The 25,062-nt window shown below is 48.2% G+C and carries 23 protein-coding genes, 1 other RNA gene and 2 other annotated features; of the genes, 6 read left to right on the forward strand and 18 right to left on the reverse strand.

Going from position 1 to position 25,062, the window contains the following annotated elements; genetic code table 11:
• Positions 1-67: 67 nt before the first annotated feature.
• Positions 68-275: a binding site (T-box leader), on the reverse strand.
• Positions 276-318: 43 nt separating this feature from the next.
• On the reverse strand, positions 319-1,380 hold the full coding sequence (locus ACKTRM_RS12510) for an AI-2E family transporter (protein WP_007408210.1): 1,062 nt from the start codon (positions 1,378-1,380) through the stop codon (positions 319-321).
• Positions 1,381-1,600: 220 nt separating this feature from the next.
• Between ACKTRM_RS12510 and ACKTRM_RS12515 the strand changes: the two genes are divergently transcribed.
• Genes ACKTRM_RS12515 through ACKTRM_RS12530 form a run of 4 tightly spaced genes read left to right on the forward strand, consistent with a single transcriptional unit; the run spans position 1,601 to position 4,559 of the window.
• On the forward strand, positions 1,601-2,329 hold the full coding sequence (locus tag ACKTRM_RS12515) for an amino acid ABC transporter ATP-binding protein (protein ID WP_012118072.1): 729 nt from the start codon (positions 1,601-1,603) through the stop codon (positions 2,327-2,329).
• Between the two features lie 20 nt (positions 2,330-2,349).
• Entirely contained in the window at positions 2,350-3,177 is an 828-nt protein-coding gene (locus tag ACKTRM_RS12520; RefSeq protein WP_012118073.1) for a transporter substrate-binding domain-containing protein, read from the forward strand.
• 56 nt (positions 3,178-3,233) lie between these two features.
• Entirely contained in the window at positions 3,234-3,884 is a 651-nt protein-coding gene (locus tag ACKTRM_RS12525; RefSeq protein ID WP_012118074.1) for an amino acid ABC transporter permease, read from the forward strand.
• 18 nt (positions 3,885-3,902) lie between these two features.
• Positions 3,903-4,559, forward strand: coding sequence for an amino acid ABC transporter permease (locus ACKTRM_RS12530; protein WP_012118075.1), 657 nt, complete (start codon positions 3,903-3,905; stop codon positions 4,557-4,559).
• Between the two features lie 35 nt (positions 4,560-4,594).
• On the opposite strand, the gene ACKTRM_RS12535 is transcribed toward ACKTRM_RS12530, so the two are convergent.
• The 8 genes from ACKTRM_RS12535 to cymR all read right to left on the reverse strand — a co-directional run bounded on the left by ACKTRM_RS12535 (position 4,595) and on the right by cymR (position 11,360).
• Entirely contained in the window at positions 4,595-4,726 is a 132-nt protein-coding gene (locus tag ACKTRM_RS12535; protein WP_003152741.1) for a YrzQ family protein, read from the reverse strand.
• A gap of 21 nt (positions 4,727-4,747) precedes the next feature.
• Complete coding sequence (locus ACKTRM_RS12540) at positions 4,748-4,939, reverse strand: hypothetical protein (RefSeq protein ID WP_003152738.1); 192 nt, start codon at positions 4,937-4,939, stop codon at positions 4,748-4,750.
• Between the two features lie 12 nt (positions 4,940-4,951).
• The gene (locus tag ACKTRM_RS12545) at positions 4,952-5,410 is read right to left on the reverse strand and encodes a PRC-barrel domain-containing protein (RefSeq protein ID WP_007408205.1); all 459 of its coding nucleotides are present in this window, start codon (positions 5,408-5,410) and stop codon (positions 4,952-4,954) included.
• A 118-nt stretch (positions 5,411-5,528) separates the two neighbouring features.
• Positions 5,529-7,907, reverse strand: coding sequence for an SF1B family DNA helicase RecD2 (gene recD2, locus ACKTRM_RS12550; protein WP_007408204.1), 2,379 nt, complete (start codon positions 7,905-7,907; stop codon positions 5,529-5,531).
• Between the two features lie 18 nt (positions 7,908-7,925).
• Positions 7,926-8,546: a tetratricopeptide repeat protein gene (locus ACKTRM_RS12555; protein ID WP_088461189.1), complete on the reverse strand. Its 621-nt coding sequence runs from the start codon at positions 8,544-8,546 to the stop codon at positions 7,926-7,928.
• Between the two features lie 87 nt (positions 8,547-8,633).
• Complete coding sequence (mnmA, locus tag ACKTRM_RS12560; protein ID WP_012118077.1) at positions 8,634-9,749, reverse strand: tRNA 2-thiouridine(34) synthase MnmA; 1,116 nt, start codon at positions 9,747-9,749, stop codon at positions 8,634-8,636.
• A gap of 36 nt (positions 9,750-9,785) precedes the next feature.
• Positions 9,786-10,925, reverse strand: a complete 1,140-nt coding sequence (locus tag ACKTRM_RS12565) for a cysteine desulfurase family protein (RefSeq protein WP_012118078.1) — start codon at positions 10,923-10,925, stop codon at positions 9,786-9,788.
• A gap of 18 nt (positions 10,926-10,943) precedes the next feature.
• The gene (gene cymR, locus ACKTRM_RS12570) at positions 10,944-11,360 is read right to left on the reverse strand and encodes a cysteine metabolism transcriptional regulator CymR (protein ID WP_003152730.1); all 417 of its coding nucleotides are present in this window, start codon (positions 11,358-11,360) and stop codon (positions 10,944-10,946) included.
• Positions 11,361-11,554: 194 nt separating this feature from the next.
• On the opposite strand from cymR, the gene ACKTRM_RS12575 reads away from it, so the two are divergent.
• Positions 11,555-12,823: a replication-associated recombination protein A gene (locus ACKTRM_RS12575; protein WP_012118079.1), complete on the forward strand. Its 1,269-nt coding sequence runs from the start codon at positions 11,555-11,557 to the stop codon at positions 12,821-12,823.
• A gap of 116 nt (positions 12,824-12,939) precedes the next feature.
• Here the strand turns inward: ACKTRM_RS12575 and ACKTRM_RS12580 are convergent, their stop codons facing one another.
• From ACKTRM_RS12580 to ACKTRM_RS12600, 5 genes are all read right to left on the reverse strand, one after another.
• Complete coding sequence (locus ACKTRM_RS12580) at positions 12,940-13,704, reverse strand: tRNA threonylcarbamoyladenosine dehydratase (protein ID WP_012118080.1); 765 nt, start codon at positions 13,702-13,704, stop codon at positions 12,940-12,942.
• A 71-nt stretch (positions 13,705-13,775) separates the two neighbouring features.
• A non-coding RNA gene (ssrS, locus tag ACKTRM_RS12585) (6S RNA) lies at positions 13,776-13,967 on the reverse strand.
• A gap of 62 nt (positions 13,968-14,029) precedes the next feature.
• Positions 14,030-15,808: an aspartate--tRNA ligase gene (gene aspS, locus ACKTRM_RS12590; protein WP_012118081.1), complete on the reverse strand. Its 1,779-nt coding sequence runs from the start codon at positions 15,806-15,808 to the stop codon at positions 14,030-14,032.
• A gap of 14 nt (positions 15,809-15,822) precedes the next feature.
• Positions 15,823-17,097, reverse strand: coding sequence for a histidine--tRNA ligase (gene hisS, locus ACKTRM_RS12595; RefSeq protein ID WP_012118082.1), 1,275 nt, complete (start codon positions 17,095-17,097; stop codon positions 15,823-15,825).
• Between the two features lie 63 nt (positions 17,098-17,160).
• Positions 17,161-17,393: a binding site (T-box leader), on the reverse strand.
• A 60-nt stretch (positions 17,394-17,453) separates the two neighbouring features.
• On the reverse strand, positions 17,454-17,624 hold the full coding sequence (locus tag ACKTRM_RS12600; protein ID WP_012118083.1) for a YrzK family protein: 171 nt from the start codon (positions 17,622-17,624) through the stop codon (positions 17,454-17,456).
• A 130-nt stretch (positions 17,625-17,754) separates the two neighbouring features.
• Here ACKTRM_RS12600 and ACKTRM_RS12605 point away from each other — a divergent pair, with 130 nt between their 5' ends.
• Positions 17,755-19,317 (forward strand): SH3 domain-containing protein, encoded by a 1,563-nt coding sequence (locus tag ACKTRM_RS12605; protein WP_012118084.1) that lies wholly within the window; start codon positions 17,755-17,757, stop codon positions 19,315-19,317.
• Between the two features lie 26 nt (positions 19,318-19,343).
• Here the strand turns inward: ACKTRM_RS12605 and dtd are convergent, their stop codons facing one another.
• The 4 genes from dtd to recJ form a co-directional block, all read right to left on the reverse strand.
• Positions 19,344-19,787 carry a D-aminoacyl-tRNA deacylase gene (gene dtd, locus ACKTRM_RS12610; RefSeq protein WP_012118085.1) on the reverse strand — a complete coding sequence of 148 codons (444 nt, stop codon included), beginning with the start codon at positions 19,785-19,787 and terminating at the stop codon, positions 19,344-19,346.
• Positions 19,788-19,799: 12 nt separating this feature from the next.
• Entirely contained in the window at positions 19,800-22,004 is a 2,205-nt protein-coding gene (gene relA, locus ACKTRM_RS12615; RefSeq protein WP_003152716.1) for a GTP diphosphokinase, read from the reverse strand.
• A gap of 157 nt (positions 22,005-22,161) precedes the next feature.
• Positions 22,162-22,674 carry an adenine phosphoribosyltransferase gene (locus ACKTRM_RS12620; RefSeq protein WP_003152714.1) on the reverse strand — a complete coding sequence of 171 codons (513 nt, stop codon included), beginning with the start codon at positions 22,672-22,674 and terminating at the stop codon, positions 22,162-22,164.
• Positions 22,675-22,679: 5 nt separating this feature from the next.
• Positions 22,680-25,040, reverse strand: a complete 2,361-nt coding sequence (gene recJ, locus ACKTRM_RS12625) for a single-stranded-DNA-specific exonuclease RecJ (RefSeq protein ID WP_023357060.1) — start codon at positions 25,038-25,040, stop codon at positions 22,680-22,682.
• Between the last annotated feature and the right edge of the window lie 22 nt (positions 25,041-25,062).

Consider the following 25,062-nt stretch of genomic DNA (forward strand, 5'->3'; position numbering starts at 1 on the left):
TATCACTACCCGAAATTCTCTTTTGCGACAGCAAAAAAGCTCTCTCCCTATGCAAACCATGCGTTCACACAGGGACGAGAGCTGTCTCGCGGTACCACCCTGATTACAGGCCGAAAAAGGCCTGTCACCTTTCATCCCGTAACGCAGGACTGCGGCAGCCTTTAACTGCACTCAGGATTAGCTTCGGCCGATCTTCTGCTGAAGCTCCTTTCAGCGTATCGGAGCTTCTCTCTTAAACAGGGCTTCGGCGTACTCATATCCGTCACTCGAGATTCGTATGTATTCTACTCGAAATTATAGACAAGCAGAACCCGAATGTCAATGTTCCGTCCTGATCCGCAAAAAGTGTATGGCCGTCACTTTTAAAACGGCTGCCGCCGGAACAGCGAGAATCATGCCGGGAATGCCCGCGAGCTCTCCTCCGGCAAGGAGCGCCAGCATGATCACGACGGGGTGCATTCTGAGACTGCGCCCGACAATAAGCGGGCTCAAAATGTTTCCTTCTATAAATTGCAGAATAAAAATCGTGACGATTACGATGATCACAGCTTTAGCAGAAATCGCCAGCGCAAGGAGCAGCGCCGGTACAGCGCCGATAAACGGACCGAAATACGGGATGACATTCGTAATCCCGATGGCAAGACCCAAAATCAGCGGATAAGGAAGCCCGAACAGCCAAAATGAAACGCCGGCTATTAGCCCGAGCAAAAAACAAACGAGAAGCTGACCGCGGATGTAATCACCGAGAGAGTCGTCCACATCCCGCAGAAATTCACTCCCCCTTTTTCTCCAGGACTTCGGCGTCAAATACCAGACTGTCTTTTTCATGACGTCTATATCCTTCACCATATAGAACACGAGAAAAGGAATCGTCGCCGCGATCAGGATATAATCAAGCACGAAACGGATGCTTCTGATCGTGCTTTCAATCGTGCCGGCAAGAAACGTTTCTGTCTGCTGAATCATTTTGTCCATTCGATGGTGCATGCCGTCAGGCCAATGATCCGTGTGATTATGCAGATGCTTCAGCATGCTGTTGTAGTTTTTGGCAAGACCGGGAATGCTCTCAGACAGATCCTGCAGCTGTTCAATTAAAACAGGAACCCCTTTATAAACCCCCCAGCCGATTCCGCCGAAAAACAGGCAATAAATCAGAAGCAGGCTTAAAGTTCTAGGCATCCCTTTTCTATGAAGCCATTCAGTAATCGGAAGTAAAAGATAAGCAATAAATACTGCGATGAATATAGGAATAAAGAGAGATTTTATAACAAGCCAAATGGGAGACCATAACATATCGAGCATGCAAAAGACATACACTGTTAACAAAACGAGCAGACATACAGCCGTCCACATTAAGAGCTGCAGCGGTTTTTGAAGCATGACGTTTCACCTCTTGCTTTATCTTTTGACAGAAAGCCGGAATTATTCCCGTTTCATAAACTCCGCCTTATGACGCAGACCTCTTGATAGAAACAATTATCAGAAATTACGAAATAATCTAAATAATATTCATAAAAATCTGTATAACCATCGTAATGTGTTAAAGGATTTCAAAAACTGTCCAGTCAATATGACTCATGTTTTTTTAAGGAGGATGGCCATGATTTCATTTCAGGATGTAAATAAGCACTACGGACATTTCCACGTGCTGAAAAACATTAATCTGCACATTAAAAAAGGGGAAGTCGTCGTTATCATCGGACCTTCAGGATCGGGAAAAAGCACGCTTCTCCGCTGCATTAATCAGCTGGAAACAGTTGATGGAGGCGCCTTAACGGTAAACGGCGTCTCCATCCATGACAAGACAACGGATATAAATAAGGTCCGCCGCAATATCGGCATGGTGTTCCAGCATTTTCATCTGTACCCGCACAAAACCGTTCTGCAAAACATCATGCTCGCACCGATCAAAGTGCTTAAGCAATCAAAAGAAGAAGCAAAAGAAACGGCCTTATACTATTTGAAAAAAGTCGGTATACCGGAAAAAGCGGACGCTTATCCTTCACAGCTTTCCGGCGGCCAGCAGCAGCGTGTCGCCATCGCCAGGGGGCTTGCGATGAAGCCCGAAATTATGCTGTTTGATGAACCCACATCCGCGCTTGATCCGGAAATGATCGGGGAAGTGCTGGATGTCATGAAAACACTCGCAAAGGAAGGCATGACCATGGCAGTCGTCACACATGAAATGGGATTCGCAAAAGAAGTGGCGGACCGCATCGTGTTTATCGACGGCGGAGCCATCTTAGAAGAAGCAGCACCGGTTGAATTTTACGAAAGCCCCCGTGAAGAGAGGGCGCGTTTATTCTTAAGCCGTATTTTAAATCACTGAAAAGAAACGGAGGAGTGCTTATGTCACGCGTAACAAAATGGTTGTCATTGGGATTGATATCACTGCTGGCCGTCTTTATGCTGGCCGCCTGCGGAGGGAAAGAAACGTCCGGAGATTCAAAAGGAACGGGAAAAGACACGTTAGCCTCTATTAAAGACAGAGACAAAATCATCTTCGGCGTCAAAACCGACACGAGGTTATTCGGGCTGAAAAACCCAAGCTCCGGTGATATTGAAGGCTTCGATATTGATATCTCAAAACAGCTCGCAAAAGATATTCTGGGGGATGAGAAGAAAGCGGAATTTAAAGAAGTGACGTCAAAAACGAGAATTCCGATGCTGCAAAACGGCGATATCGATGCCATCACCGCCACGATGACAATAACGGATGAGCGGAAAAAAGAAGTTGATTTCTCAGATGTTTATTTTGAAGCCGGGCAATCCCTGCTCGTCAAAAAAGGAAGCAGCATCAAAAGCACCGAAGACCTGGGAAAAGGCTCAAAAGTATTGGCGGTAAAAGGCTCTACTTCCTCACAAAACATCAGAGAAAAAGCGCCTGACGCCTCAGTGCTGGAATTTGAAAATTACGCCGAAGCGTTCACTGCGCTTAAAGCGGGACAGGGAGATGCGCTCACAACCGATAATGCGATTTTATACGGCATGGCAGATGAAAATAAACAATATCAGCTGACAGGCGAAACCTTCACCGATGAACCTTACGGAATCGCCGTCAAAAAAGGCCAATCCGGACTCATCAAGGAAATCAACGCCTCTTTGAAAAAAATGAAAGCCGACGGCAGGTACGAAAAAATCTATAAAAAATGGATTAAAGAAGAACCGGCAAAATAGAAAGGACCGCGGGATGAGCAGGCATGCTCATCCCCGTTTTATAAGGAGTGACATAGATGAACTTTTCAATTTTAACGGAAAACTTCGATATGTATATTGACGGTTTCCTGCACACATTGCTTGCGAGCTTCATCGCGCTGGCAGGCAGCTTTGCGCTGGGCGTTCTGATCGCAGTCATGAGAATCACGGCTTTCAAACCCCTTCAATGGATCGGCACTGCGTATGTGGAATTTATCCGCAACATCCCGCTTCTCCTCATCACATTCGTTTTTTATTTCGGACTTCCGAACGCTGGGCTGAGACTGGACGGCTTTCAGGCGGGAACGATTGCGCTGACGATTTATACGTCTGCCTTTATCGCAGAAGCCATCAGAGCCGGAATTCAGACTGTCTCAAAAGGGCAGATGGAAGCGGCCAGATCGTCAGGCTTCACATACAGTCAGGCGATGAGATACGTCATTCTTCCTCAGGCCGTAAAAATCGTGATTCCCCCGCTCGGAAACCAATTTCTCAACCTTGTCAAAAACTCATCAATACTCGGAGTGGTGGCGGGACTCGATTTGATGTATCAGGCGGATCTCGTTTCCTCAAGCACTCTTGTCGTGTTTGATGTCTATATTTTCGTCGCGCTTTTTTATTTGATAGTAACGATCCCGCTCAGCATCGGGGTTCACTATTTGGAAAGACGTCTCGGAAAGAGTTATTAGAGAAGGAGAGTGAAAAACATGGATTTTAGCGGCGCCTATACACCTGACCATCTGCTGTTTTTATGGGACGGCTTTTTGGTCACACTTTATGTTGCGCTGATCTCCATTGTCCTGAGTTTTATTTTCGGGCTTGCCGCCGGCACTTTGCGCTATGCGAAAATTCCTATCGTCTCGGGCATTATAGCGGCCATTGTGGAAACCATCCGCAACCTGCCGCTGTTATTAATCATTTTCTTTACGTTTTTTGCCCTTCCGGAAATCGGGATCAAACTGGAAATTACCGCGGCCGCCATTACGGCGCTGACGATTTTTGAATCGGCCATGCTGTCAGAAATCATCAGAAGCGGTTTGCAATCCGTTGACAAAGGACAGATTGAAGCGGCACGTTCTTCAGGACTGACGTACACGCAGACTCTTTTTCTCGTCGTCATGCCGCAGGCGCTCAGGCGTATGGTTCCTCCGATTGTGAGCCAGTTTATCTCCTTATTAAAGGATACGTCACTTGCGGTCGTCATCGCTCTGCCCGAACTGATTCATAACGCGCAGATTTTAAACGGACAAAGCGCTGACGGGGGATATTTTTTCCCGATCTTTCTGCTGGCGGCCCTGATGTATTTCGCGGTCAATTACTGCCTGTCTCTCGCAGCCAGACGGCTGGAAGCGAGACAAACGTAAAAAGGATACTTCCGGAGAAGTATCCTTTTTTCTGCTTAAAACATTTTCATGACTCGTCTTCTCATCCGTTTCATACCTTTTTTATTCAGCATATCGGACTGAGAAGCCATACGATACATAACGGCTCCAGCTCCTAAAGCCAACAGAGAGGTCATTGTTCTGCCCATCGCGCGTATCTCCTTTCAACTTTAAAAATTGATACTGCGTTCGTCTTCAGAAAACAAATCATCAAGACTGCTTAACGTGCCGTCTTCCTCTACTTGATGTGTCGCAATTTTGCCTTTGGCCACCGTCAGCTCAATGAAGCAGCCCCAGCAATAGTATTGGTTTACGCCGATTTTGCCGATATCTTTACTTTTGCAGTTCGGACATACAAGCACAGACTACACCTCTTATCCGTTCAGGACGATGCCTTCTTTCCCCGCTTCAATAAGCGTATCGGCGGCGCGGCGCACTTGGCGTCTGCCAGCCAGATCTGAAAAGAAGCCGTCCGAGAGTTCATATGCTACGATTATGCCCCTGTCCAAACAAAAGTATACATCTTCCAGCAAACCGAACATTTCACCATCAGGCGATTTCACCGGCTGCATCTTAATCTGTTCAAAGGTGAAACAGCTCTTCGGCAAAGGCTGCAAATGAGCATGACCGGCAGCTACGGCTTCTTGATCCATCTCTTTTATATCACTTGCCTCTAAAAAAAGATGGCGGTTGTGAAACAGGCGTTTCTGCTCCAGCACGAAACCGAGAAACCGGCCGTCAAGAGAGAAACATACATCCGATATCATCCCGAGACTGCGCCCGGTGTTTTCGTCATATACTGTTCGTCCTTCAGCTGCATGGCATGTTCTCAAAGTGTGATCAACCACCTTTTGTTGAACACGTATAGGTTTTGCCAAGAAGCCGGGCAGCATACTTTGAAATGACTTCCACAGGCGAAAACCCGGCGCATGTTTATGCTCCGGGTTTTATTTACGCTTTTTCTTCCATAAAGTCAAACGGCGTGATGCCTTCCATTCCGATGTTCGCATCATATACACTGAACGGCAGCTCTTTTTGCAGGGCGGCCAGTTCTGCATCCATCTCTTCAGTCTGCTCTGTGAGCCTGTTTTTAAGCGACGTCTGTCTGACGGTGGCATCATTGTTTTTGACGCCCCATTCAAGCGCTTCTTCTTCTCCGCAAAGAATCAGAAATTTTTTCGCCCTTGTTATGGCGGTATAAAGCAGATTTCTCCTGAGCATTCGATAGTAGCCTTTGACGACAGGCAGGACGACAATCGGGAATTCGCTTCCCTGCGACTTATGAATGGAACAGCAGTAAGCGTGGGTAAACTGGCTGAAATCCTTTTTCGTAAAGGTGATTTCGTTGCCGTCAAACGAGACGACGACCATGTCTTCTTTTTCCGTATTTTCTTTGGCATAAAAAATGGATACGATTTCGCCGATATCGCCGTTAAACACATTGTTTTCCGGCTGGTTGACAAGCTGTAATATTTTATCGCCCGTCCTGTAGACGACATCACCGAATTTCAGCTCCCGCCTTTTTTCTTTCGGCGGATTCATGATGTCTTGAAGAAGCATATTCAGCTCGTTAATTCCCGCTTTTCCCCTGTACATCGGGGCAAGCACTTGAATATCCCTGGAGGTATACCCCTTTTTTAACGCGTTCGAGACGACCTGATCCACGACTTCTTTAATCTGTGAAGAATTACAGCGGATAAATGAGCGGTCCTTTGTCGGCGCGGTCAGCCCCTTTGGAAGCAGTCCTTTTTTCATATCATGCGCAAGTTCCACAATGGATGATCCTTCAGCCTGACGGTAAATATCTGTCAGGCGCACGGTCGGCAGTACCTCAGAAGCCAAAAGGTCTCTGAGCACCTGCCCCGGTCCTACTGAAGGAAGCTGGTCTTCATCACCGACGACAATGAGCTGAATGTGCTTAGGAAGCGCCTTAAACAAATGGCTGGCGAGCCAGATATCGAGCATACTCGCTTCGTCTATAATGATCAGTTTCCCTTCTATCGGCTGATCTTCATTGTAGGTAAACCCTTCAGCGCCATTCCAGCCGAGCAGCCTGTGTATCGTAACAGCCGGCAGACCCGTAGATTCGCTCATCCGTTTTGCGGCTCTTCCCGTCGGCGCGGCAAGCAGCACCGGGAACGCCTCGTCTTTTTTATAATCACCGGGGTCAAGCGATACTCCGTGCAGTTCACTGTATAATTCCACGATTCCTTTAATAACGGTCGTTTTCCCCGTCCCAGGTCCTCCGGTCAGTAAAAGCATCGGTGAAGACAGCGCTTTTTGAATGGCATCCTTTTGGCTTGGTGCGTATTGAACATTCATCCGTTCTTCCAGTTCACCGAGTGCAAGCAGAAATTCCGATTCAGGAAATTGATCGGCATACTCCGTCTGAGCCGCAATGTCGAGCACGCGTTTTGCGACATTTTGTTCGGCGTAAAACAAGGACGGAAAATAGCAGCGCTCTCCTTCAATGACGATATCCTTACTCTCCCCGAGGGCGATGATGCCGTCAGCCGCATCCATTTCCGTGACGCGGCCGCCTTCAGCTGACTGATTCAGGAGCGTTTGCGTATTGATTATCAGCTGCTTTGTCTCTATGTACGTATGGCCTTCTGAAAGACAGGTCGATTCAATCGTATATAAGATTGCCGCTTTGATCCGCTCCGGGTGGTTTCCTGACAGACCCATTTTTCCGCCCAGCTCGTCAGCTTTCACAAAGCCGATGCCTTCAACGTCTTTTACAAGCTGATAAGGATTTTCCTGAATTTTCTCCAGTGTTTCCGTTTCGTAGGCCTGATATATTTTCATGGATAGCTGGGGCCCGAAACCGTATTGGTTCAGAGAGATCATAATCTGCTCAAGCCCCTGATGCCGCTGCAGCTCTCCGGCAAGCTTATCCGCTTTCTTTTTCGACATTTTCGGCACATCGTAAAGCACCGACGCATCCGTCAGAATTTTATTGAGCGCGCCGTCTCCGAGCTTTTTGACGATTTCTTCTGCCGTTTTTTTTCCGATTCCTTCAAACAGATCACTTGATAAATAGTGAATGATCCCTTCTTTTGTGGTCGGAATTTCTTTTTTAAAGTGTTCAGCCTGAAATTGCAGGCCGAACTTAGGATGCGTGGCGGTTTTTCCGTAAAATGTGTAGGTCTCATCTTCTTGCAGCAGAGGGAAGTAGCCCGTTACGGATACGACCTTGTCTTCGATCGCCTCAGACGTTTCTGCAACCTTGACTTTCAGCACTGTATACAGGTTGGTGTCATTGTGATAAATGACCGTATGAATGACGCCTTTTACATACGGCTGTTCTTCGATGTTCAGCTGATCCACGAGCCTTCCCTCCTTTTGTTATGACTGGGTGATAAGCTGTTTCGCATGAAGCGCAAGCATATGATCAGGCTGTATGCCGATTGCGCCTTCCAGCATCTCAAGCGCCTTTTCACGATTTTCTTTGTACGCGTAAGCGACCCCGGCATTATAAAATGCGTCCGCGTGGCTTGGGTCCTGCTCGATCACCGTCTCAAACTGCGCCAGAGCTTCATCCAGCATTTCTTCATTTGCGAGGCACATTCCGAACTGGAAGCGTGCTTCCGTGTCATTTTCGTTTAATTCAACGGCACGCTGCAAATATGGCAGTGCAAGCTTCGGCCGCTCTAATTTAACGAGAACGGTCCCCAGCATATAAAACAAATCTCCGTTTTCCATTCCGGAGCGAAGCGCTTTTTCAAACATATCCTTCGCTTCGGAAAACGATTCTTTCATCACATATACGTTTCCCGCACCGTAATAAGCGGCTGCCGCCGAATTGTCCAATTCAAGCGCTCTGTTATAGAATGCAAGCGCCCGTTCGAGTTCGTTCACAGAAGAAAGCAGATTTGCGAAGTTGATATACGGCACCGGATCTTGCCCGTTTTCCTCAATCGCTTTCGTAAAAGCCTCTGCCGCTTTTTCAAAATCGCCCTCCTGCATGGCGTCAATCCCGATTTTATTATAATCCATTTTTAACTTCCTTTCGCTAAAAAACCCCAACATGCGAGTTGAGGTTTTTTACATGTGTTATACGTACCACAGTTTTGTTCCGTCTTTATAAACGTCATCTATCGTTCCGCCGCCGAGGCACTCTTCTCCGTCATAAAAAACGACGGCTTGTCCCGGCGTAACGGCGCGTACCTGCCCGTCAAAAATGACTTCCGCTTCATCATCACCCGTCATTTTCACCGTTACTTTGTGATCTTCCTGACGGTAGCGGAATTTCGCCGTGCATGTCATTTCGCCGCCGTCCATCAGACCGGGACGCGTCCAGCTGACATTTGTCGCCGTGATCTTATCAGAATACAGAAGCGGATTATGGAATCCTTGATCAACATACAGAATGTTTTTTTCAAGATCTTTACCGACGGCGAACCACGGCTCGCCGCTTCCGCCGATTCCAAGACCGTGGCGCTGTCCGATAGTATAATACATCAGACCGTCATGACGCCCTTTTACTTCTCCGTCCATTGTCATCATATCGCCCGGCTGAGCGGGGAGATATTGGCTGAGAAACGTTTTGAAGTTGCGTTCGCCGATAAAGCAGATTCCCGTGCTGTCTTTTTTCGCAGCTGTCGCAAGTTCCGCTTCTTTGGCGATTTCCCGCACGCGGCTTTTTTGCAGATCACCGATCGGGAACATGACTTTGCTGAGCTGTTCCTGATTGAGCTGATTCAGAAAATAAGTCTGGTCCTTGTTTTCATCCAGACCGCGGAGCATGCGCACTGTACCTGCGCTTCTGTCCACGCGGGCGTAATGGCCCGTCGCAAGATAATCCGCGCCGAGTGACAGAGCATGATCCAAGAAAGCCTTAAACTTAATTTCTTTATTGCACATGACATCCGGATTGGGGGTTCTTCCGGCTTTATATTCATCAAGGAAATATTGAAATACCTTTTCCCAATATTGCTTCTCAAAATTGACGGCATAATACGGAATTCCGATCTGGTTGCAGACCCGGATGACGTCTTCATAATCTTCCGTCGCCGTGCAAAAACCGTTTTCGTCCGTATCATCCCAGTTTTTCATAAAGATTCCGATTACATCGTAGCCCTGCTCCTTCAGCAGAAGGGCCGCCACGGAAGAGTCCACGCCGCCGGACATGCCGACTACGACTCTTGTATCCTCCGGCCGTTTTTCCATTTGCATTCACTCCATTAAAAACGTAAGTCCGCCGTTTTAAGCAAGCCGTTTAACGACGGCGGCAAGCTTTTCGGCGGCTGTTTCGATTTGTTCCGCCGTATTGCCGAGGCCGAAGCTGAGGCGGATTGACGAAGTCAGCCTGCCGCTCTCACTTCCGAACATGGCCGTAAGCACATGGGACGGAAGAACGGATCCCGCTGTACAAGCAGATCCGCTGGAGACGGCAACGCCTTCCATGTCAAGATTGACCAGCAGCGCTTCCACCGGCACACCGGGAAAGTAAAGGTTTAAAATATGAGGCAGGCATTTCTCGGCATCTCCGTTCACCTCCGCTGTGACGCCGGATTTTTCCAGCGTGCTCATGATGATGTTCTTAAACTCCTTATACTTCGCTGTTTTCTCTTCCCTCTCACGGTTTGAAAGGACGACCGCTTCTTTTAAGCCGGCGATGCCCGGTACATTTTCCGTCCCCGCGCGGCGCTTTCGTTCCTGCTCTCCCCCGAGAAGAATCGGTGACAGCTTCACCTCTTGATTTACATATAAAAAGCCTGTCCCTTTAGGCCCGTTAAGCTTGTGACCGGAAACAGACAGCATGTCAATTCTGCTTTTTTTCACGTCAATCGGCATATAACCGAATGCCTGGACGGCATCTGTGTGAAAATAGGCCTGATGCCCGCTTAACAGCTCTCCGATTTCGTCAATCGGCTGAATGGTACCGACTTCGTTATTGCCATACATGACGGTAACAAGGATTGTATCATCACGGAGCGCTTCTTTCACCTGATTTGCACTGATCCGTCCTGAAGGGCCGGGGATGAGGTATGTCACCTCAAAGCCGTCTTCTTCCAGCTTTTCGCAGGCGTGCAATACAGCATGATGCTCAATAGCGGTCGTAATGATATGCTTTCCTTCATTCTTCCGGGCGGCAGCCGTTCCGAAAATCGCTAAATTATCAGCCTCCGTGCCGCCGCTTGTGAAAATAATTTCCTGTTCTTTCGCACTGATTTCGCGCGCGATGTCCGCTCTCGCTTCATCGACCCATTTCCGGGATTCTCTCCCGAATGAATGAATGCTTGACGGGTTGCCGAAACTGCCGAAGAAATGGGGCTTCATCTCTTCGAGCACACGCTCATCCATCGGGGAAGTCGCGGCATGATCTAAATAAATCCGTTCCATTGTCTGTACACCTCTGGTTTAAATATAGAACATATAAGCTTCCTGCTCGCCGTCCGTGTAGCTCGCAAGGTCTTCTAACGTCGTGCTGTCCAGCACGTCTTTTACAGCGTCGCGGATGCGGATCCATAACTCCCGCTTGGCAGGCTCTTCATCCTCAAGCACTTCTACCGGGCTGATCGGCCCTTCCAGCACTCTGATAATATCTCCGGCCGTTATCTCTTCAGGCTGGCCCCCGAGCACGTACCCCCCGTAAGCGCCTCTGATGCTTTTTACAAGTCCGGCGTTTCTGAGCGGTGATACAAGCTGTTCCAAGTAATGCTCAGAAAGGCTGTTTGTTTGGGCGATGCTTTTGAGCGACGTCGGACCGTCTCCGTGCTTTTTCGCCAATTCAATCATAATGGTGAGCCCGTATCTTCCCTTTGTCGATATTTTCAATATGAACACCCCAGTCAATTCTAATTGTTAATTTATACAAGTAAATGGATATGAATAATCTGTTTAGTATCTTATAGACCAACTGTTATTATAACATAACTTATCCTAATTTTCATTGAAACACGGGGCCCGCCGCAATTCGCTTTTCTAATCGTCCGTTTTCCGTTACCCTGTATATGTAAGGAGAGATGTTCATGAAACCATTGGCGTATCGGATGCGGCCTGCCAATATCGAAGACATTATCGGCCAGGAACATTTGGTCAAAGAGGATAAAATCATCGGCAGAATGGTGCGTGCAAAGCACTTATCATCCATGATCCTGTACGGACCGCCGGGCATCGGAAAAACGTCCATCGCCACAGCGATCGCAGGATCGACAAGCATCGCATTCAGGAAATTGAATGCCGTCATTCATAATAAAAAAGACATGGAGATTGTCGTACAGGAAGCGAAAATGTCAGGCCAGGTCATTTTAATCCTTGACGAAGTGCACAGGCTTGATAAGGGAAAGCAGGATTTTCTGCTGCCCTATTTAGAAAACGGCATGATTATTTTAATCGGCGCGACGACCGCCAACCCTTATCATGCCATTAACCCGGCCATCAGAAGCCGGACCCAGATATTTGAGCTTGAACCGTTAACACCCGATCTGATCAAGCAGGCATTGGAAAGAGCGCTCACAGATGAACACCGGGGGCTCGGTTCCTACAGCGTTTCGGTGGACGACGACGCGATGGATCATTTCGCGCAAGGGTGCGGAGGAGACGTCCGCTCAGCTTTGAACGCACTTGAGCTTGCCGTCCTCTCCACAAAGGAATCAAGCGACGGCACGATCCGGATTACACGGGAGACGGCGGAAGAATGTCTGCAGAAAAAAAGCTATACTCATGATAAAAACGGTGATGCGCATTATGACGTCTTATCCGCCTTCCAAAAATCGATCCGAGGCTCGGACGCAAACGCCGCCCTTCATTATCTGGCCCGTCTGATCGAAGCCGGCGACCTTGAAAGCATATCAAGAAGGCTTCTCGTGATCGCCTATGAAGATATCGGCCTCGCAAGCCCGCAGGCAGGCCCCCGGGTGCTGAGCGCGATTCAGACCGCAGAACGGATCGGCTTTCCGGAAGCGAGAATTCCGCTGGCCAATGCGGTAATCGAATTATGCCTCTCGCCAAAATCAAACTCCGCCATCTCAGCCGTTGATGAGGCGCTCAAAGACATCAGGACAGGTAAAATCGGCGATGTGCCGAAACATTTAAAAGACGCCCACTATAAAGGGGCCCAAGAGCTCGGACGCGGGATCGGCTATCAATATCCTCACGATTTCGAGAACGGATGGGTCGAACAGCAATATTTGCCTGAACCGTTAAAAAACAAGCAATACTATAAACCGAAACAAACGGGGAAATTTGAAGCCGCCATAAAGCAAGTGTATGAAAAACTGATGAAGCAGAAAAAATAACCGGACAAGGACACCCTATGTGTTCTTGTCTTTTTTGATACCGGCCAAAATCTTTCGTGTAAACGGCGGATTCAAATAAAAAAAACAGCCTTTCCTGAAGAAGGCTGTTTTTCTTTTTATTTATCTTTAACCCGTTTAATGTCGATGTCCTTTAAGAGTTCCATGACAACATGTCCGCCCATAATCAGACCGGCCACTGACGGAACCCAGGCGTTGGAAGACGGCGGCATTTGCGCTTTGCGGATTTTCGCTTCATCATTCCCGACTTCTTTTCTGACGTCTTCACGGATGACGATCGGGCTTTCATCAGAAAAAATGACCTGTACGCCTTTTTTAATGCCCTCTTTGCGAAGCCTTGTGCGGACGACTTTGGCAATCGGATCGGTATGGGTTTTTGAAATATCAGCAATCTGAAAGCGTGTCGGGTCTGTTTTATTCGCCGCTCCCATGCTTGAAATCAGCGGAACATTCCGTTTCAGACATTCTTTCATCAGATGAATTTTATAATGAATCGTATCCGACGCGTCAATGACGTAATCAAGCGGATACTCAAAGAACTGCTCATATGTCTCTTCTGTATAAAACATTTTTAAGGCGACGACATCGCAATCCGGATTAATATCCGCGATCCGCGCTTTCATCAAGTCTGTTTTCGGCTGTCCCACCGTCGACAAGAGCGCATGCAGCTGGCGGTTTACGTTTGTAATGTCAACATCATCTTTATCGACAAGCACGATCCGCCCCACTCCGGACCTCGCCAATGCTTCGGCTGCGAATGAACCGACTCCGCCGACGCCGAGAACGGCCACCGTGCTGTTTTTTAACGTGTCCAGCCCTTCTTTTCCAATCGCTAGCTCATTTCTGGAAAACTGATGTAACAAGAACCTCACTCCACATTCTGGTTTTATAAACTCGGCTTGTCAAAAAGCCGCTGGTTTTAGCGCACAAAAAATAAAGTCCCAATTGTGCCGTTGCAGCTTTCCTTCGTTTTGAACCCGCTCTCAGCAGGTGGGTGCCCTTTTTTAAATCTTGTAAGTCCTCTTAACGAATGAAAAGAGGCATGTACGCCATTTAAAAATGCGGGCTCCCAAATCAAAAAAATGTTCGGTCAAAACTAGGTGTACAACTAACACATCAGGACTTTATTTAACTTGTCAAAATCATATCACAGCAGATTTTGATTTTCAAGAAACAAACTGCTGATCTTTACTGTTTCACTTTTCTTTTGACAGAAAGGTGAAGTTCTTCAAGCTGGGCGTCGCTCACTTCGCCGGGCGCTTCCGTAAGAAGGCAGCTTGCGCTTGCCGTTTTCGGGAAAGCGATCGTATCTCTTAAGTTTGTGCGGCCCGCAAGAAGCATAACCAAACGGTCTAAGCCGAGCGCGATTCCGCCGTGCGGAGGGGCGCCGTATTCAAAGGCTTCAAGAAGGTATCCGAACTCCTCCTCCGCTTCTTCTTTTGTAAAGCCGAGAAGCCCGAACATTTTTTCCTGAACGTCTTTTTCAAAAATACGGATTGAGCCTCCGCCGAGTTCATAGCCGTTTAAGACAAGGTCGTAAGCCTGCGCTTTCATATCTTCAGGCGCCGTTTCAATCAGGTCAAGATCTTCACGGACAGGCATTGTAAACGGATGGTGAGCCGCATAGAAACGGCCTTCCTCCTCGTCATGCTCCAGTAACGGCCAGTCCACAACCCACAGGAAGTTGAAGAGGCTTTCGTCAATCAGGCCGCGTTCTTTGCCGAGCTTTAAGCGAAGCGCGCCGAGGGATTGAGCCACAACCTCAAACTTATCAGCGCCGAACAGGAGCAGATCGCCTTCAGAAGCTTCAAGCGCTTCAGCCAGTTTTGCCTGCTTCTCTTCATCAAAGAATTTCGCAATCGGGCCTTTTACGCCGTCGGCTTCAACTTTCACCCAAGCGAGACCTTTCGCGCCGTAATTTCCGGCAAAAACGCCGAGCGCATCGATATCTTTTCTGGAATAGTCGCCGGCAGCGCCTTTGACATTGATCGCTTTTACAACGCCGCCGTTTGCCACGGCTGATGAGAACACCTTAAATTCAGTATCTTTCACTATGTCTGACACGTCCGTCAGCAGCATGCCGAAGCGGGTGTCAGGCTTGTCGGAACCGTAGCTGTTCATCGCTTCTTCATATGTCATTCGCGGAAGCGGAAGCGGTACTTCAACACCTTTTGTTTCAAGCATGACTTTCGCCATCATCTCTTCCGCCAGAGCCATGATGTCCTCTTGACTCATAAAGGACATTTCGATATCAATCTGCGTAAATTCCGGCTGGCGGTCGGCACGCAAGTCTTCATCGCGGAAGCAGCGGGCCACTTGATAATACCGTTCAAAGCCCGACACCATCAGAAGCTGTTTAAAAATCTGCGGCGATTGCGGAAGGGCGTAAAATTCTCCTTCATGCACCCGGCTCGGCACTAAGTAATCACGGGCGCCTTCGGGAGAGCTTTTTGTTAAAATCGGTGTTTCAATATCAAGAAATCCGTTTTCATCCAAGAAATGGCGGATGGATTTTGTGACTTGGTGGCGCATTTGCAATGTTTGAAACATCGCCGGGCGGCGCAAATCCAAATAGCGGTGTTTTAACCGGACGTCTTCAGAAACGTCAGCCGCCTGGTCACTGATCGGAAACGGAGGCGTTTTCGCCGTACTGAGCACCGTCACCGCTTCAGCTTTGATTTCAATTTTACCGGTTTTCAGGTTGGGATTCACCGTGCCTTCTTCACGGGCAGAAACAGTGCCTTCGATATCAAGCACATATTCGTTTCTGATTGCTTCCGCTGCGGCAAGGGCTTCCTTCGATACGTCAGGGTTGAACACGACTTGCACAATACCCGAGCGGTCGCGCAAATCAATGAAAATCAAGCCGCCGAGATCGCGCCGCTTCTGCACCCATCCTTTCAGTTTGACGGTTTCGCCAATCGCTTTTTCAGTTATCTCGCCACAATAATATGTTCTTCCAAACATAGCGTTCCTCTCCTTCACTGCTTTTGATCTGCCTTTAACACTTGTATCAGCTCGTCTAACACCACTTCACGCTGCTCTCCTGTTTCCGCATCTTTTACATTGATTTTATTTTGGGCAAGCTCATCTTCCCCTAAAATCGCAATAAAACGTGCGCCGAGGCGGTCAGCCGTTTTAAATTGGCCCTTCATCTTTTTATTTTCATAATCGATTTCACTTGAGATGCCCGCTTCTCTCAGTTTGTACACGAGGGAAACGGAATAATCCTTCGCTTTTTCTCCGAGCGTCACGATGTAGCAGTCAATCCCCTGATTGACGGGAAGCTCTGTTTTCTCAGCGTCAATGGCTGCCAGCAGACGTTCGATGCTCATCGCAAATCCGATACCCGGCGCTTCAGGTCCGCCGATCTGTTCAACAAGCCCGTCATAGCGGCCCCCGCCGGCAAGGGTTGTAATCGCTCCGAATCCTTCGGCATTGCTCATAATTTCAAAAGCGGTATGGTTATAATAATCAAGCCCTCTGACAAGGTTCGGATCTATTTCGAACGGGATGCCGAGATCGTTTAAGTATTGTTTTACTTTCTCAAAATAAGCGGCTGATTCTTCATTTAAGTAATCAAGAATGGACGGAGCCGTTTTCATCAGTTCATGCTCTCTGTCTTTCTTGCAGTCAAGAATTCTGAGCGGGTTTGTGTGCAGGCGCGACTGGCAGTCTGAGCAAAACTCTCCGATGCGCGGTTCAAAATGTTTGACGAGCGCTTCCCGGTAGGATTTGCGGCTGTCCTGGTCACCAAGGCTGTTCAGCACAAGCTTGACATGTTTCAAACCGGCTTTACGGTAAATACTCATCGCAAGCGCAATGACTTCTGCATCCACGGCCGGATCTTTGGAGCCGATCGCTTCAATTCCGAATTGATAGAATTGGCGGAAACGCCCTGTCTGCGGACGTTCGTAACGGAACATCGGTCCGACATAATAAAGCTTCGTCGGCTGCACCGGGTTCGCAAATAATTTATTTTCATTGAACGCGCGGACTGCGGCGGCTGTTCCTTCCGGCCGAAGCGTCAGGCTTCTCCCTTTACGGTCTTCAAACGTGTACATTTCTTTCTGCACGATATCTGTAGACTCACCGACGCCTCTTGCGAACAATTCCGTATGCTCGAAAATCGGCGTGCGGATTTCTTTATATTGATAAGTGCGGCACGTCTCCCTCATAATTTGTTCGACGAACTGCCATCTGTCTGATTCACCCGGCAGTATGTCCTGTGTGCCTCTTGGAATGTGATATGCCATGTTACAGGCCTCCTTAATGTCTTTCTTCAAATAAAAAAACTCCCGCTCCTACTATACATGTATAGTAGGGACGAGAGTTATACCCGTGGTGCCACCCTAGTTGGAATGCCGAAGCATCCCCGCTCTGACCTTTAACGCAGGTTCACGTCCGCTGCCTAATGACTTGCAAAAGCGTTCAGCAGGGAACCTCCGGAGTGTTGTTTCGAGAAAGATGCAGTGCGGATCCGCTTTCAGCCCGGGACGGTTCCTCTCTTCTCCATGCATTCTGACCTACTCTTCTCCATTATCGGTTCAAAATCGTTATCATGACTTATGTACATCAATTTCTATTATAATAATGGGATTGCACTCCCCTGTCAAGTTTTATTCCGTCTGTTTTTCCTTGCGACCGCTTCTTTCGATAAGAGACCGAACTCCGTCGCCGTCTCTTCAAGAAAACCCGCCTTTTCGCTATCGCTCTGATCACTGAAGTGCAGATTTCCTTCCGCATCGTGCAGCGCGCGTCCCATTTTTGGTTGATATTTCATGATTTGCACACCTTTTCGCTGTATTTATGACTAGTATAAACAAACCATTTTATTTTTATTTAACATTCAGCAAGGAAAATACGATATTATACAAGAATGTATTTTAGTTAGTTCAGAAAGGAGGACAGCCATGAAGAAGAGAACTCTTGCTCTTATTTTATGCGGCGTCATCATCACAGCGCTTCTTCCGTCATTCCACACCGCAATCGCCGCAGAGGGAGAAGCGGTCATCGCGACAGACAAGATCAATGTCAGAGGCGGTCCCGGCCTGAGCTATGGAATTAAGGCTGAAGTAAAAAAAGGGGAAAGATACCCGATCGCTAAAGAAGAGGGAGACTGGGTGCAGCTTCAGCTGAGCCCCGGTAAAACCGGATGGGTCGTTTCCTGGCTGATATCAAAAACAGCCGGGGGAGCAGACCATTCATCCGCAACAAGCGGAACGGTCACTTCCACCGATCCTGACCTCCGCATCAGAAAAGGCCCGGGGACATCATATGAAGTCATCGGCAAACTTCCGCAAGGCGCACATGCATCCGTGCTGGACAAGAACAGCGGATGGGTGAACATTTCTTATCAAGGCACAACCGGATGGGTTTCTTCCGAATACGTCACCGCGGACAGCGGCGGATCGGATACGAAAGCCACTTCCGCCCGAAGCGGGTCAAAAAACGGGACTGTCGGCGTTTCTTCATTGAATGTCAGAAGTGCAGCGTCACATGATTCAGCGATTATGACTAAATTATCACGCGGAACAAAGGTTTCCATCTTAAGTGAAGACCACGGCTGGCTGAAAATTGAAGCAAACGGGCAAAAAGGCTGGGCAGCAAGCCACTACATCATAAAGGATTCTGACTCATCGGACAGCGCATCCGGCTCGGGAGACGGTTCTGCGGGCTCAGGCTCCTCGAAAAAAGCGTATATTGTTTACGGCGGCACCAACTTAAGGAGCTCGGCCTCGACTTCCGCTTCTATCGTAAAAAGAGCAGATAAAGGCGCAGCCTACCCGATTGTCGGCTCAAGCGGCAAATGGTATGAAGTCCGGCTTGAAAACGGACAAACCGCATATGTGGCAAACTGGGTCGTACAAACGTTAAAAAGCGGTGAGGAAACAGGTGAAGCACCTTCTCCCGACACGTCAGGCGGCAGCGGCTCACTTAAAAACAAAACAATCGTCGTTGATCCCGGACACGGAGGAAAAGACAGCGGAACGATCGGCTACTCCGGAAAGTTTGAGAAAAACGTAACCATTAAAACCGCTAAGCTGCTGGCCCAAAAATTGCGGGCCGCCGGTGCAAACGTGTATATCACCAGACAGGATGATACTTTTATCAGCCTGCAGGCCAGGGTTTCAACCTCTCATTACCGGAATGCGGATGCCTTTATCAGCATTCACTATGACAGCTATGCCGATACGTCAACACGGGGAAGCACGGCTTATTATTACAGTCCGTCTAAGGATCGCCAGCTTGCCTCAGACGTCCATTCTGAAGTAGTGAAGCGTTCCCCTATCCCGGATCGCGGCGTTCTGTTTGGCGATTATTACGTCCTGAGGGAAAATAAACAGCCTGCCATGCTGTATGAGCTCGGCTATCTCAGTCAACCGCAAGAAGAAACAATCATACATAGCGGCTCTTATCAGGAAAAAGTGACAGACGGAATTGAAAGCGGATTGGAACATTATTTTCAATCATAAAAAAAAGCTGCCGAACGGCAGCTTTTTTATTGTTTAGAATCCATAATCAATGTAATCGGCCCGGAATTCGTCAGCTGAACATCCATCATGGCTCCGAATATTCCGGTTTCCACTTTGACTCCTTTTTCCCGAAGGAGTTCGTTCCACTTTTCATAAAGGAGCACAGCCTGATCCGGTTTAGCCGCATTCATAAAATTCGGGCGTCTCCCTTTCTTCGTTTCGCCGTAAAGCGTAAACTGTGAAACGGATAAAATCTCCCCGCCCGTATCCAAAAGCGATAAATTCATCTTGCCGCTTTCATCATCAAAAATCCGAAGATTCACGATTTTATCCGCCAAGTAAGCGGCATCTTCTTCTGTATCTTCATGAGTGATGCCGACAAGCGCCATAATACCGGGTCCGATCCGGCCGGCGACAGCGCCCTCAACCGTCACACTCGCTTCTGTTACACGCTGAACAACTAATTTCATAGCAAGCTCCTTTTAGTTCATTACCCGGCGGACTGAATAGATGTCTCTGATCTGCTTAATCCGCTCGACCACTTTGTGCAGATGATTGATGTTTTGAATAAAAATCGCCATATGAATCGTAGCGACTTTATTGCGGTCGGATTTGCCGGAGACAGAGGAGATGTTGGTTTTCGTTTCATTTACGGCTTGGAGCACCTCATTTAAAAGCCCGAGACGGTCATACCCCAAAATCTCAATCTCAACGTTATATTCTTTGCGTCTTTGAACCTGTGATTCATGCTCCCATTCAACGGGGATCAGACGTTCCTGCGCTTCATTCGTTTTGACGTTCGGACAGTCATCCCGGTGAACAGATACACCGCGCCCTTTTGTAATAAAACCGACAATATGGTCGCCAGGCACCGGGTTGCAGCATTTCGACAAGCGGACGAGAAGGTTGTCAATGCCTTTTACGCGCACACCCGCTTCCCGTTTTCTCCCTTGCGGATAATGTTTCGGCTCGGAAGTGACTTCCTGAACGATTTTTTCCTGCTCTTCCTGGTCACGGAGCTTCCGTTCTTTTTCGGTGAGCCTGTTGGCCACCTGAAGAGCGGTAATGCCGTTATATCCGACCGCCGCGTACATATCCTCTTCATTTGAGAAATTGAACTTGTCGGCAACTTTTTGAAGATTTTCGAGTGTTAAAACATCTTTCACTTCAAAATCAAGATTTTTAATTTCTTTCTCGACAAGCTCACGGCCTTTTTCGACGTTTTCTTCACGGCGCTGTTTCTTAAAGAATTGGCGGATTTTGTGTTTCGCCTGGGACGTCTGCGCCAGTTTGACCCAGTCTTGACTCGGACCGTAAGAATGCTTGGACGTCAGAATCTCGACGATGTCGCCCGTCCGGAGCTTATGGTCAAGCGTCACCATTTTTCCGTTCACTTTCGCCCCGATTGTTTTGTTGCCGATCTCCGAGTGGATCCTGTAGGAAAAATCAATCGGCACAGAGCCTGATGGCAGTTCAATGACATCGCCTTTTGGCGTAAATACGTATACCATGTCAGAAAACAGATCGATTTTCAGCGATTCCATAAATTCTTCCGCATCGGTAGACTCGTTTTGGAATTCCAGAATTTCACGGAACCAGGACAGTTTTTTCTCAAATGTCGCTTCTTCGTTTGCAGCCTTGCCTTCTTTATATGCCCAGTGTGCGGCCACCCCGTATTCAGCGATCTCATGCATCTCAAACGTTCTGATCTGCACTTCCAGCGGATCGCCTTTAGGCCCGATTACGGTCGTATGCAGCGACTGATACATATTCGGCTTAGGCATCGCAATATAATCTTTGAATCTGCCCGGCATCGGCTTCCAGCACGTATGAATAATGCCGAGGACGGCGTAGCAGTCTTTAATGCTTCCGACAAGAATACGGACGGCAAGCAGATCATATATTTCATTGAACTGTTTATTTTGCAGCGCCATCTTGCGGTAAATGCTGTAGATATGCTTCGGACGTCCTGAAAAGTCCGCTTTGATATTCACTTCTTCGACGCGTTTTTTCACTTCATTGACAACCTCTTCGACATAAAGTTCGCGTTCCGCGCGCTTTTTCTTCATGAGGTTGACGATTCTGTAATATTGCTGAGGATTCAAATAACGGAGAGCGGTGTCTTCCAGCTCCCATTTGATTTTAGAAATCCCGAGCCGATGGGCCAGCGGAGCGAAAATTTCCAGCGTCTCATTTGAAATTCTCCGCTGCTTTTCCTGCGGAAGATGCTTTAACGTCCGCATATTGTGAAGGCGATCCGCCAGCTTGATCAATATGACTCTGATATCCTGAGCCATAGCGACAAACATTTTTCGATGGTTTTCCGCCTGCTGCTCCTCTTGAGATTTATACTTAATTTTACCGAGCTTCGTCACGCCGTCGACAAGCATCGCCACTTCTTCAGAAAATGCTTCCTTCAGGTCGTCGAGGGTGACATCCGTGTCCTCTACCACGTCATGCAGAAATCCGCCCGCAATTGTGGAAGGGTCCATTTCCAGATCGACGAGGATCCCCGCCACCTGAATCGGATGAATGATGTACGGCTCACCCGATTTGCGGTACTGTTCGCGATGCGCGTTTTGCGCATACAGGTAAGCTTTCTCAACAAACGCAATCTGCTCCTCCGGCAGATAAGTGCGCGCTTTATCTATTACTTGCTCGGCAGTCAATACTTGTTCGTTCGCCATGGAATCACCTTTTTTAAATGTAAACTGTATTAGTTTATTATCAAGAAAAAAACGAGAGATGTAAAGGGCAGAAGTTCAAAACACCTAAAGAATCTGTCAGGATGATGAAATAATAGGAAAAAAGCACCCTGACACGAGTGCTTTTTTCCATATGCGGTTAATATTTCATTAATGTTAAAATATCGTAATCGTCAAGCTTGTCTCTGCCGTCAAGGTAAGAAAGCTCGATTAAGAACGCAATACCGGCTACAACGCCGCCCAGTTCTTCGACCAGCTTAATTGTTGCTTCGATCGTGCCGCCTGTTGCAAGCAAGTCATCAGTAATCAGCACGCGCTGTCCCGGCAGAATCGCATCTTTATGAATCGTCAGTACGTCTTTTCCGTACTCCAAACCGTAATCGACTTTAATGACCTCACGCGGAAGTTTTCCTTCTTTCCGAACCGGCGCAAAGCCCACTCCGAGAGCGTATGCAACCGGACAGCCGATAATAAAGCCGCGCGCTTCAGGCCCGACAACTAAATCAATTTCTTTTTCTTTTGCATATTCAACAATTTGGTCAGTGGCGTAACGGTATACGTCGCCTTTGTCCATCAATGTCGTAATATCTTTAAATTGTACGCCTTCTTTCGGGTAATCGGGCACAATTGTTACGTATTTTTTAAGATCCATCTGTTCTATGTCCTCCTCGTACTTTCATAAGCTTCTGAACCTTGGTTCATCAGCTTATTCAGCCATTCCTTCAGCTCATGGGCTGCGGAATAATTGAGCTTCTGGTCTAATTCCATCAGCTGCTGTTTTACCTGATAGGTTTGCGAATCTGCCAGGTCGCGTTTTTTCGCGCCGCTCACGACAGACAGCACACCATCTTCTATTTTAACAAAACCGAGATCAAAAAACACCTTTGTCATGAAATTGATTGTGTCAATTGACCATCCTCTGTGTCTCGCAAGCTCTGAACCATGCTTGCCGAAGTCAAAAGCGCCCCTTTTCAAGAGAAATGCGTAAAACCACTTGAAATCATTCCGCGATGGAAATGAGGACAGGAAATGTTCTTCATGATTGATAAAAACAAAATAAATCCGTTCCGGCTTCTTTCCGTCAAGCAAATGCTGCAGACGATCCGCTGACGGCGGCACATCCAGAAAAACGGCATATTTTCCGTCAAGCTGGAGAGCTTCTGCCTCGGATTCCGAAGTGATCTCGGCAAGCTCGCCCGACAGCTCTTTTTCACGGAGCTGATGAGCGGTTTTTTCGTTAAAGCTGATGAGCACCCGTTTTTCCTTCGGCAGCGCGGTGACCGTGTCTTCCCACGTCCGCTTGCCCCTGATATCAAAAAGCTGCCATTCCGGCACCGCAGCATCTTTAATCATCAGCTGGGGTTTCTTTCTGTTGTTCCATTCATTAATGGACATCTCGCCGACAATGGAAATCGTTGATCCGGGGACAACTCCGGCTTCAAGCTCTCCTTTGTTAAAGCCGACGCAGTCAAGGACGGCGGAATCACTTTTCACCGTCATTTTCACGTGATTTTTATTCGCTCCGATCAGGCGCACATCTTCAAGCACAGCATTTTTCACCATCACATGCGGTTTAGGGTTAAGCATGCCGAACGGCGACAGCATATTCAATTCTGTAATGCTTTCAACGGTTATGTCTTCAACGCCGCAGACAAGATCAACCTCCTGAACGGGAATAAAATCCTCTTCCGTAAGGGTTTCTTCAGCCATTTGATTCAGCCTGTCCCTTAATTCCGCCACATCTTCAGCCTTCAACGTCATTCCTGCCGCCATCGGATGCCCGCCGAAATGAGGAAGAATGTCTCTGCACTGTGAAAGGCTCGTAAACAGGTTGAAGCCTCTGATGCTTCGCGCCGACCCTTTAGCGATTCCCTGCTCCTCATCTATCCCAAGCACAACAGCGGGCCGGTAAAAACGTTCAGCCAGCTTCGATGCGACAATACCGACGACTCCCGGATTCCAGCCGGCTTTTGCCACTACAATGGCAGACGGGTTTCCGCCTTGCTGCTGAACCATTTCAACAGCCTCTTCGGTCATGGTTTTCACCATTTTCTGCCGCTCTTTATTCAGCCGGTCAATATCCGAAGCCAGTTCCTCCGCTTCAAACTGATCTTCGGTCATCAGCAGATGGACGGCGGGATCGGCCTGTTCTATTCTTCCGACGGCATTGAGCCTTGGCGCGACCTGAAATCCGATCGTTTCCTCATCAGCTTGTCCGATATCTCCGCCGGAAAGCTTAATCAGGGCTTTGAGGCCCGGCCGATTTGTCGTCCGAAGCCTTTCGATTCCGAGTGACGCAATTAATCTGTTTTCGTCATGAAGAGGCACCAGATCTGCAACCGTACCGATTGCCGCCAAGTCCAGCATAGCTTCCGGCAAAGAACCCGTAAGCGCGTGGGCAAGCTTAAACGCCACACCGACGCCGGCCAATTCTTTAAACGGATAGCCGCAGCCCGGCTGCTTCGGGTGGATGATCGCAAATACGTCAGGAAGCTCGGGTCCCGGCTCATGGTGGTCGGTAATAATGACGTCTAAGCCCAGCTCTTTTGCGACTTCAGCTTCTTGGACGGCGGCGATTCCCGTATCCACTGTAATGATCAGCGAAAATCCCCGCTCTTTTATGGAGCGGAAAGCTTGTTCATTCGGGCCGTAGCCTTCTGTGAAACGGTCGGGAATATAAAAGTCAACGTCCGCCGACAGCTGTCTGAGTGCCGTCAGCATCACTGACGTGCTTGTAACGCCGTCTGCATCGTAATCTCCGTAAATCATAATCGGTTCCCCTTGAGAAACCGCCAGTTTTATCCGATCAACTGCTTCCCGCATTCCCTTTAATTCATACGGGTCATAAAAGTCTGCATCCTTTGTATGTAAAAACAGCCTTGCGCTTTCGGCAGTATCAAAACCTCTTTTTACAAGCAGTGATGCCACAAGAGGTGTTATGTCCAATTGTTCTGTGAGTGATTTGACTTTTTCCTGATCCGGCTGCTGGATTTCCCAGCGCATTTTTGACGCTAACATAAATTCACCCCTCAACCACCCT

This window comes from Bacillus sp. D7-8 (assembly GCF_052055895.1).
In the GTDB taxonomy this organism is placed as follows: domain Bacteria; phylum Bacillota; class Bacilli; order Bacillales; family Bacillaceae; genus Bacillus; species Bacillus velezensis.

What these genes read in the sequence shown, in the direction of transcription:
- mnmA (WP_012118077.1), bottom strand. Translation starts at nt 9,749, where the DNA reads ATGGAAAAACGGCCGGAGGATACAAGAGTCGTAGTCGGCATGTCCGGC.
- dtd (WP_012118085.1), bottom strand. Translation starts at nt 19,787, where the DNA reads ATGAAATTAGTTGTTCAGCGTGTAACAGAAGCGAGTGTGACGGTTGAG.
- ACKTRM_RS12525 (WP_012118074.1), top strand. Translation starts at nt 3,234, where the DNA reads ATGAACTTTTCAATTTTAACGGAAAACTTCGATATGTATATTGACGGT.
- ACKTRM_RS12565 (WP_012118078.1), bottom strand. Translation starts at nt 10,925, where the DNA reads ATGGAACGGATTTATTTAGATCATGCCGCGACTTCCCCGATGGATGAG.
- ACKTRM_RS12620 (WP_003152714.1), bottom strand. Translation starts at nt 22,674, where the DNA reads ATGGATCTTAAAAAATACGTAACAATTGTGCCCGATTACCCGAAAGAA.
- ACKTRM_RS12535 (WP_003152741.1), bottom strand. Translation starts at nt 4,726, where the DNA reads ATGGGCAGAACAATGACCTCTCTGTTGGCTTTAGGAGCTGGAGCCGTT.
- ACKTRM_RS12605 (WP_012118084.1), top strand. Translation starts at nt 17,755, where the DNA reads ATGAAGAAGAGAACTCTTGCTCTTATTTTATGCGGCGTCATCATCACA.
- ACKTRM_RS12515 (WP_012118072.1), top strand. Translation starts at nt 1,601, where the DNA reads ATGATTTCATTTCAGGATGTAAATAAGCACTACGGACATTTCCACGTG.
- ACKTRM_RS12555 (WP_088461189.1), bottom strand. Translation starts at nt 8,546, where the DNA reads ATGCAGGAGGGCGATTTTGAAAAAGCGGCAGAGGCTTTTACGAAAGCG.
- ACKTRM_RS12530 (WP_012118075.1), top strand. Translation starts at nt 3,903, where the DNA reads ATGGATTTTAGCGGCGCCTATACACCTGACCATCTGCTGTTTTTATGG.
- ACKTRM_RS12510 (WP_007408210.1), bottom strand. Translation starts at nt 1,380, where the DNA reads ATGCTTCAAAAACCGCTGCAGCTCTTAATGTGGACGGCTGTATGTCTG.
- ACKTRM_RS12600 (WP_012118083.1), bottom strand. Translation starts at nt 17,624, where the DNA reads ATGAAATATCAACCAAAAATGGGACGCGCGCTGCACGATGCGGAAGGA.
- ACKTRM_RS12520 (WP_012118073.1), top strand. Translation starts at nt 2,350, where the DNA reads ATGTCACGCGTAACAAAATGGTTGTCATTGGGATTGATATCACTGCTG.
- aspS (WP_012118081.1), bottom strand. Translation starts at nt 15,808, where the DNA reads ATGTTTGGAAGAACATATTATTGTGGCGAGATAACTGAAAAAGCGATT.
- recJ (WP_023357060.1), bottom strand. Translation starts at nt 25,040, where the DNA reads ATGTTAGCGTCAAAAATGCGCTGGGAAATCCAGCAGCCGGATCAGGAA.
- ACKTRM_RS12575 (WP_012118079.1), top strand. Translation starts at nt 11,555, where the DNA reads ATGAAACCATTGGCGTATCGGATGCGGCCTGCCAATATCGAAGACATT.
- hisS (WP_012118082.1), bottom strand. Translation starts at nt 17,097, where the DNA reads ATGGCATATCACATTCCAAGAGGCACACAGGACATACTGCCGGGTGAA.
- relA (WP_003152716.1), bottom strand. Translation starts at nt 22,004, where the DNA reads ATGGCGAACGAACAAGTATTGACTGCCGAGCAAGTAATAGATAAAGCG.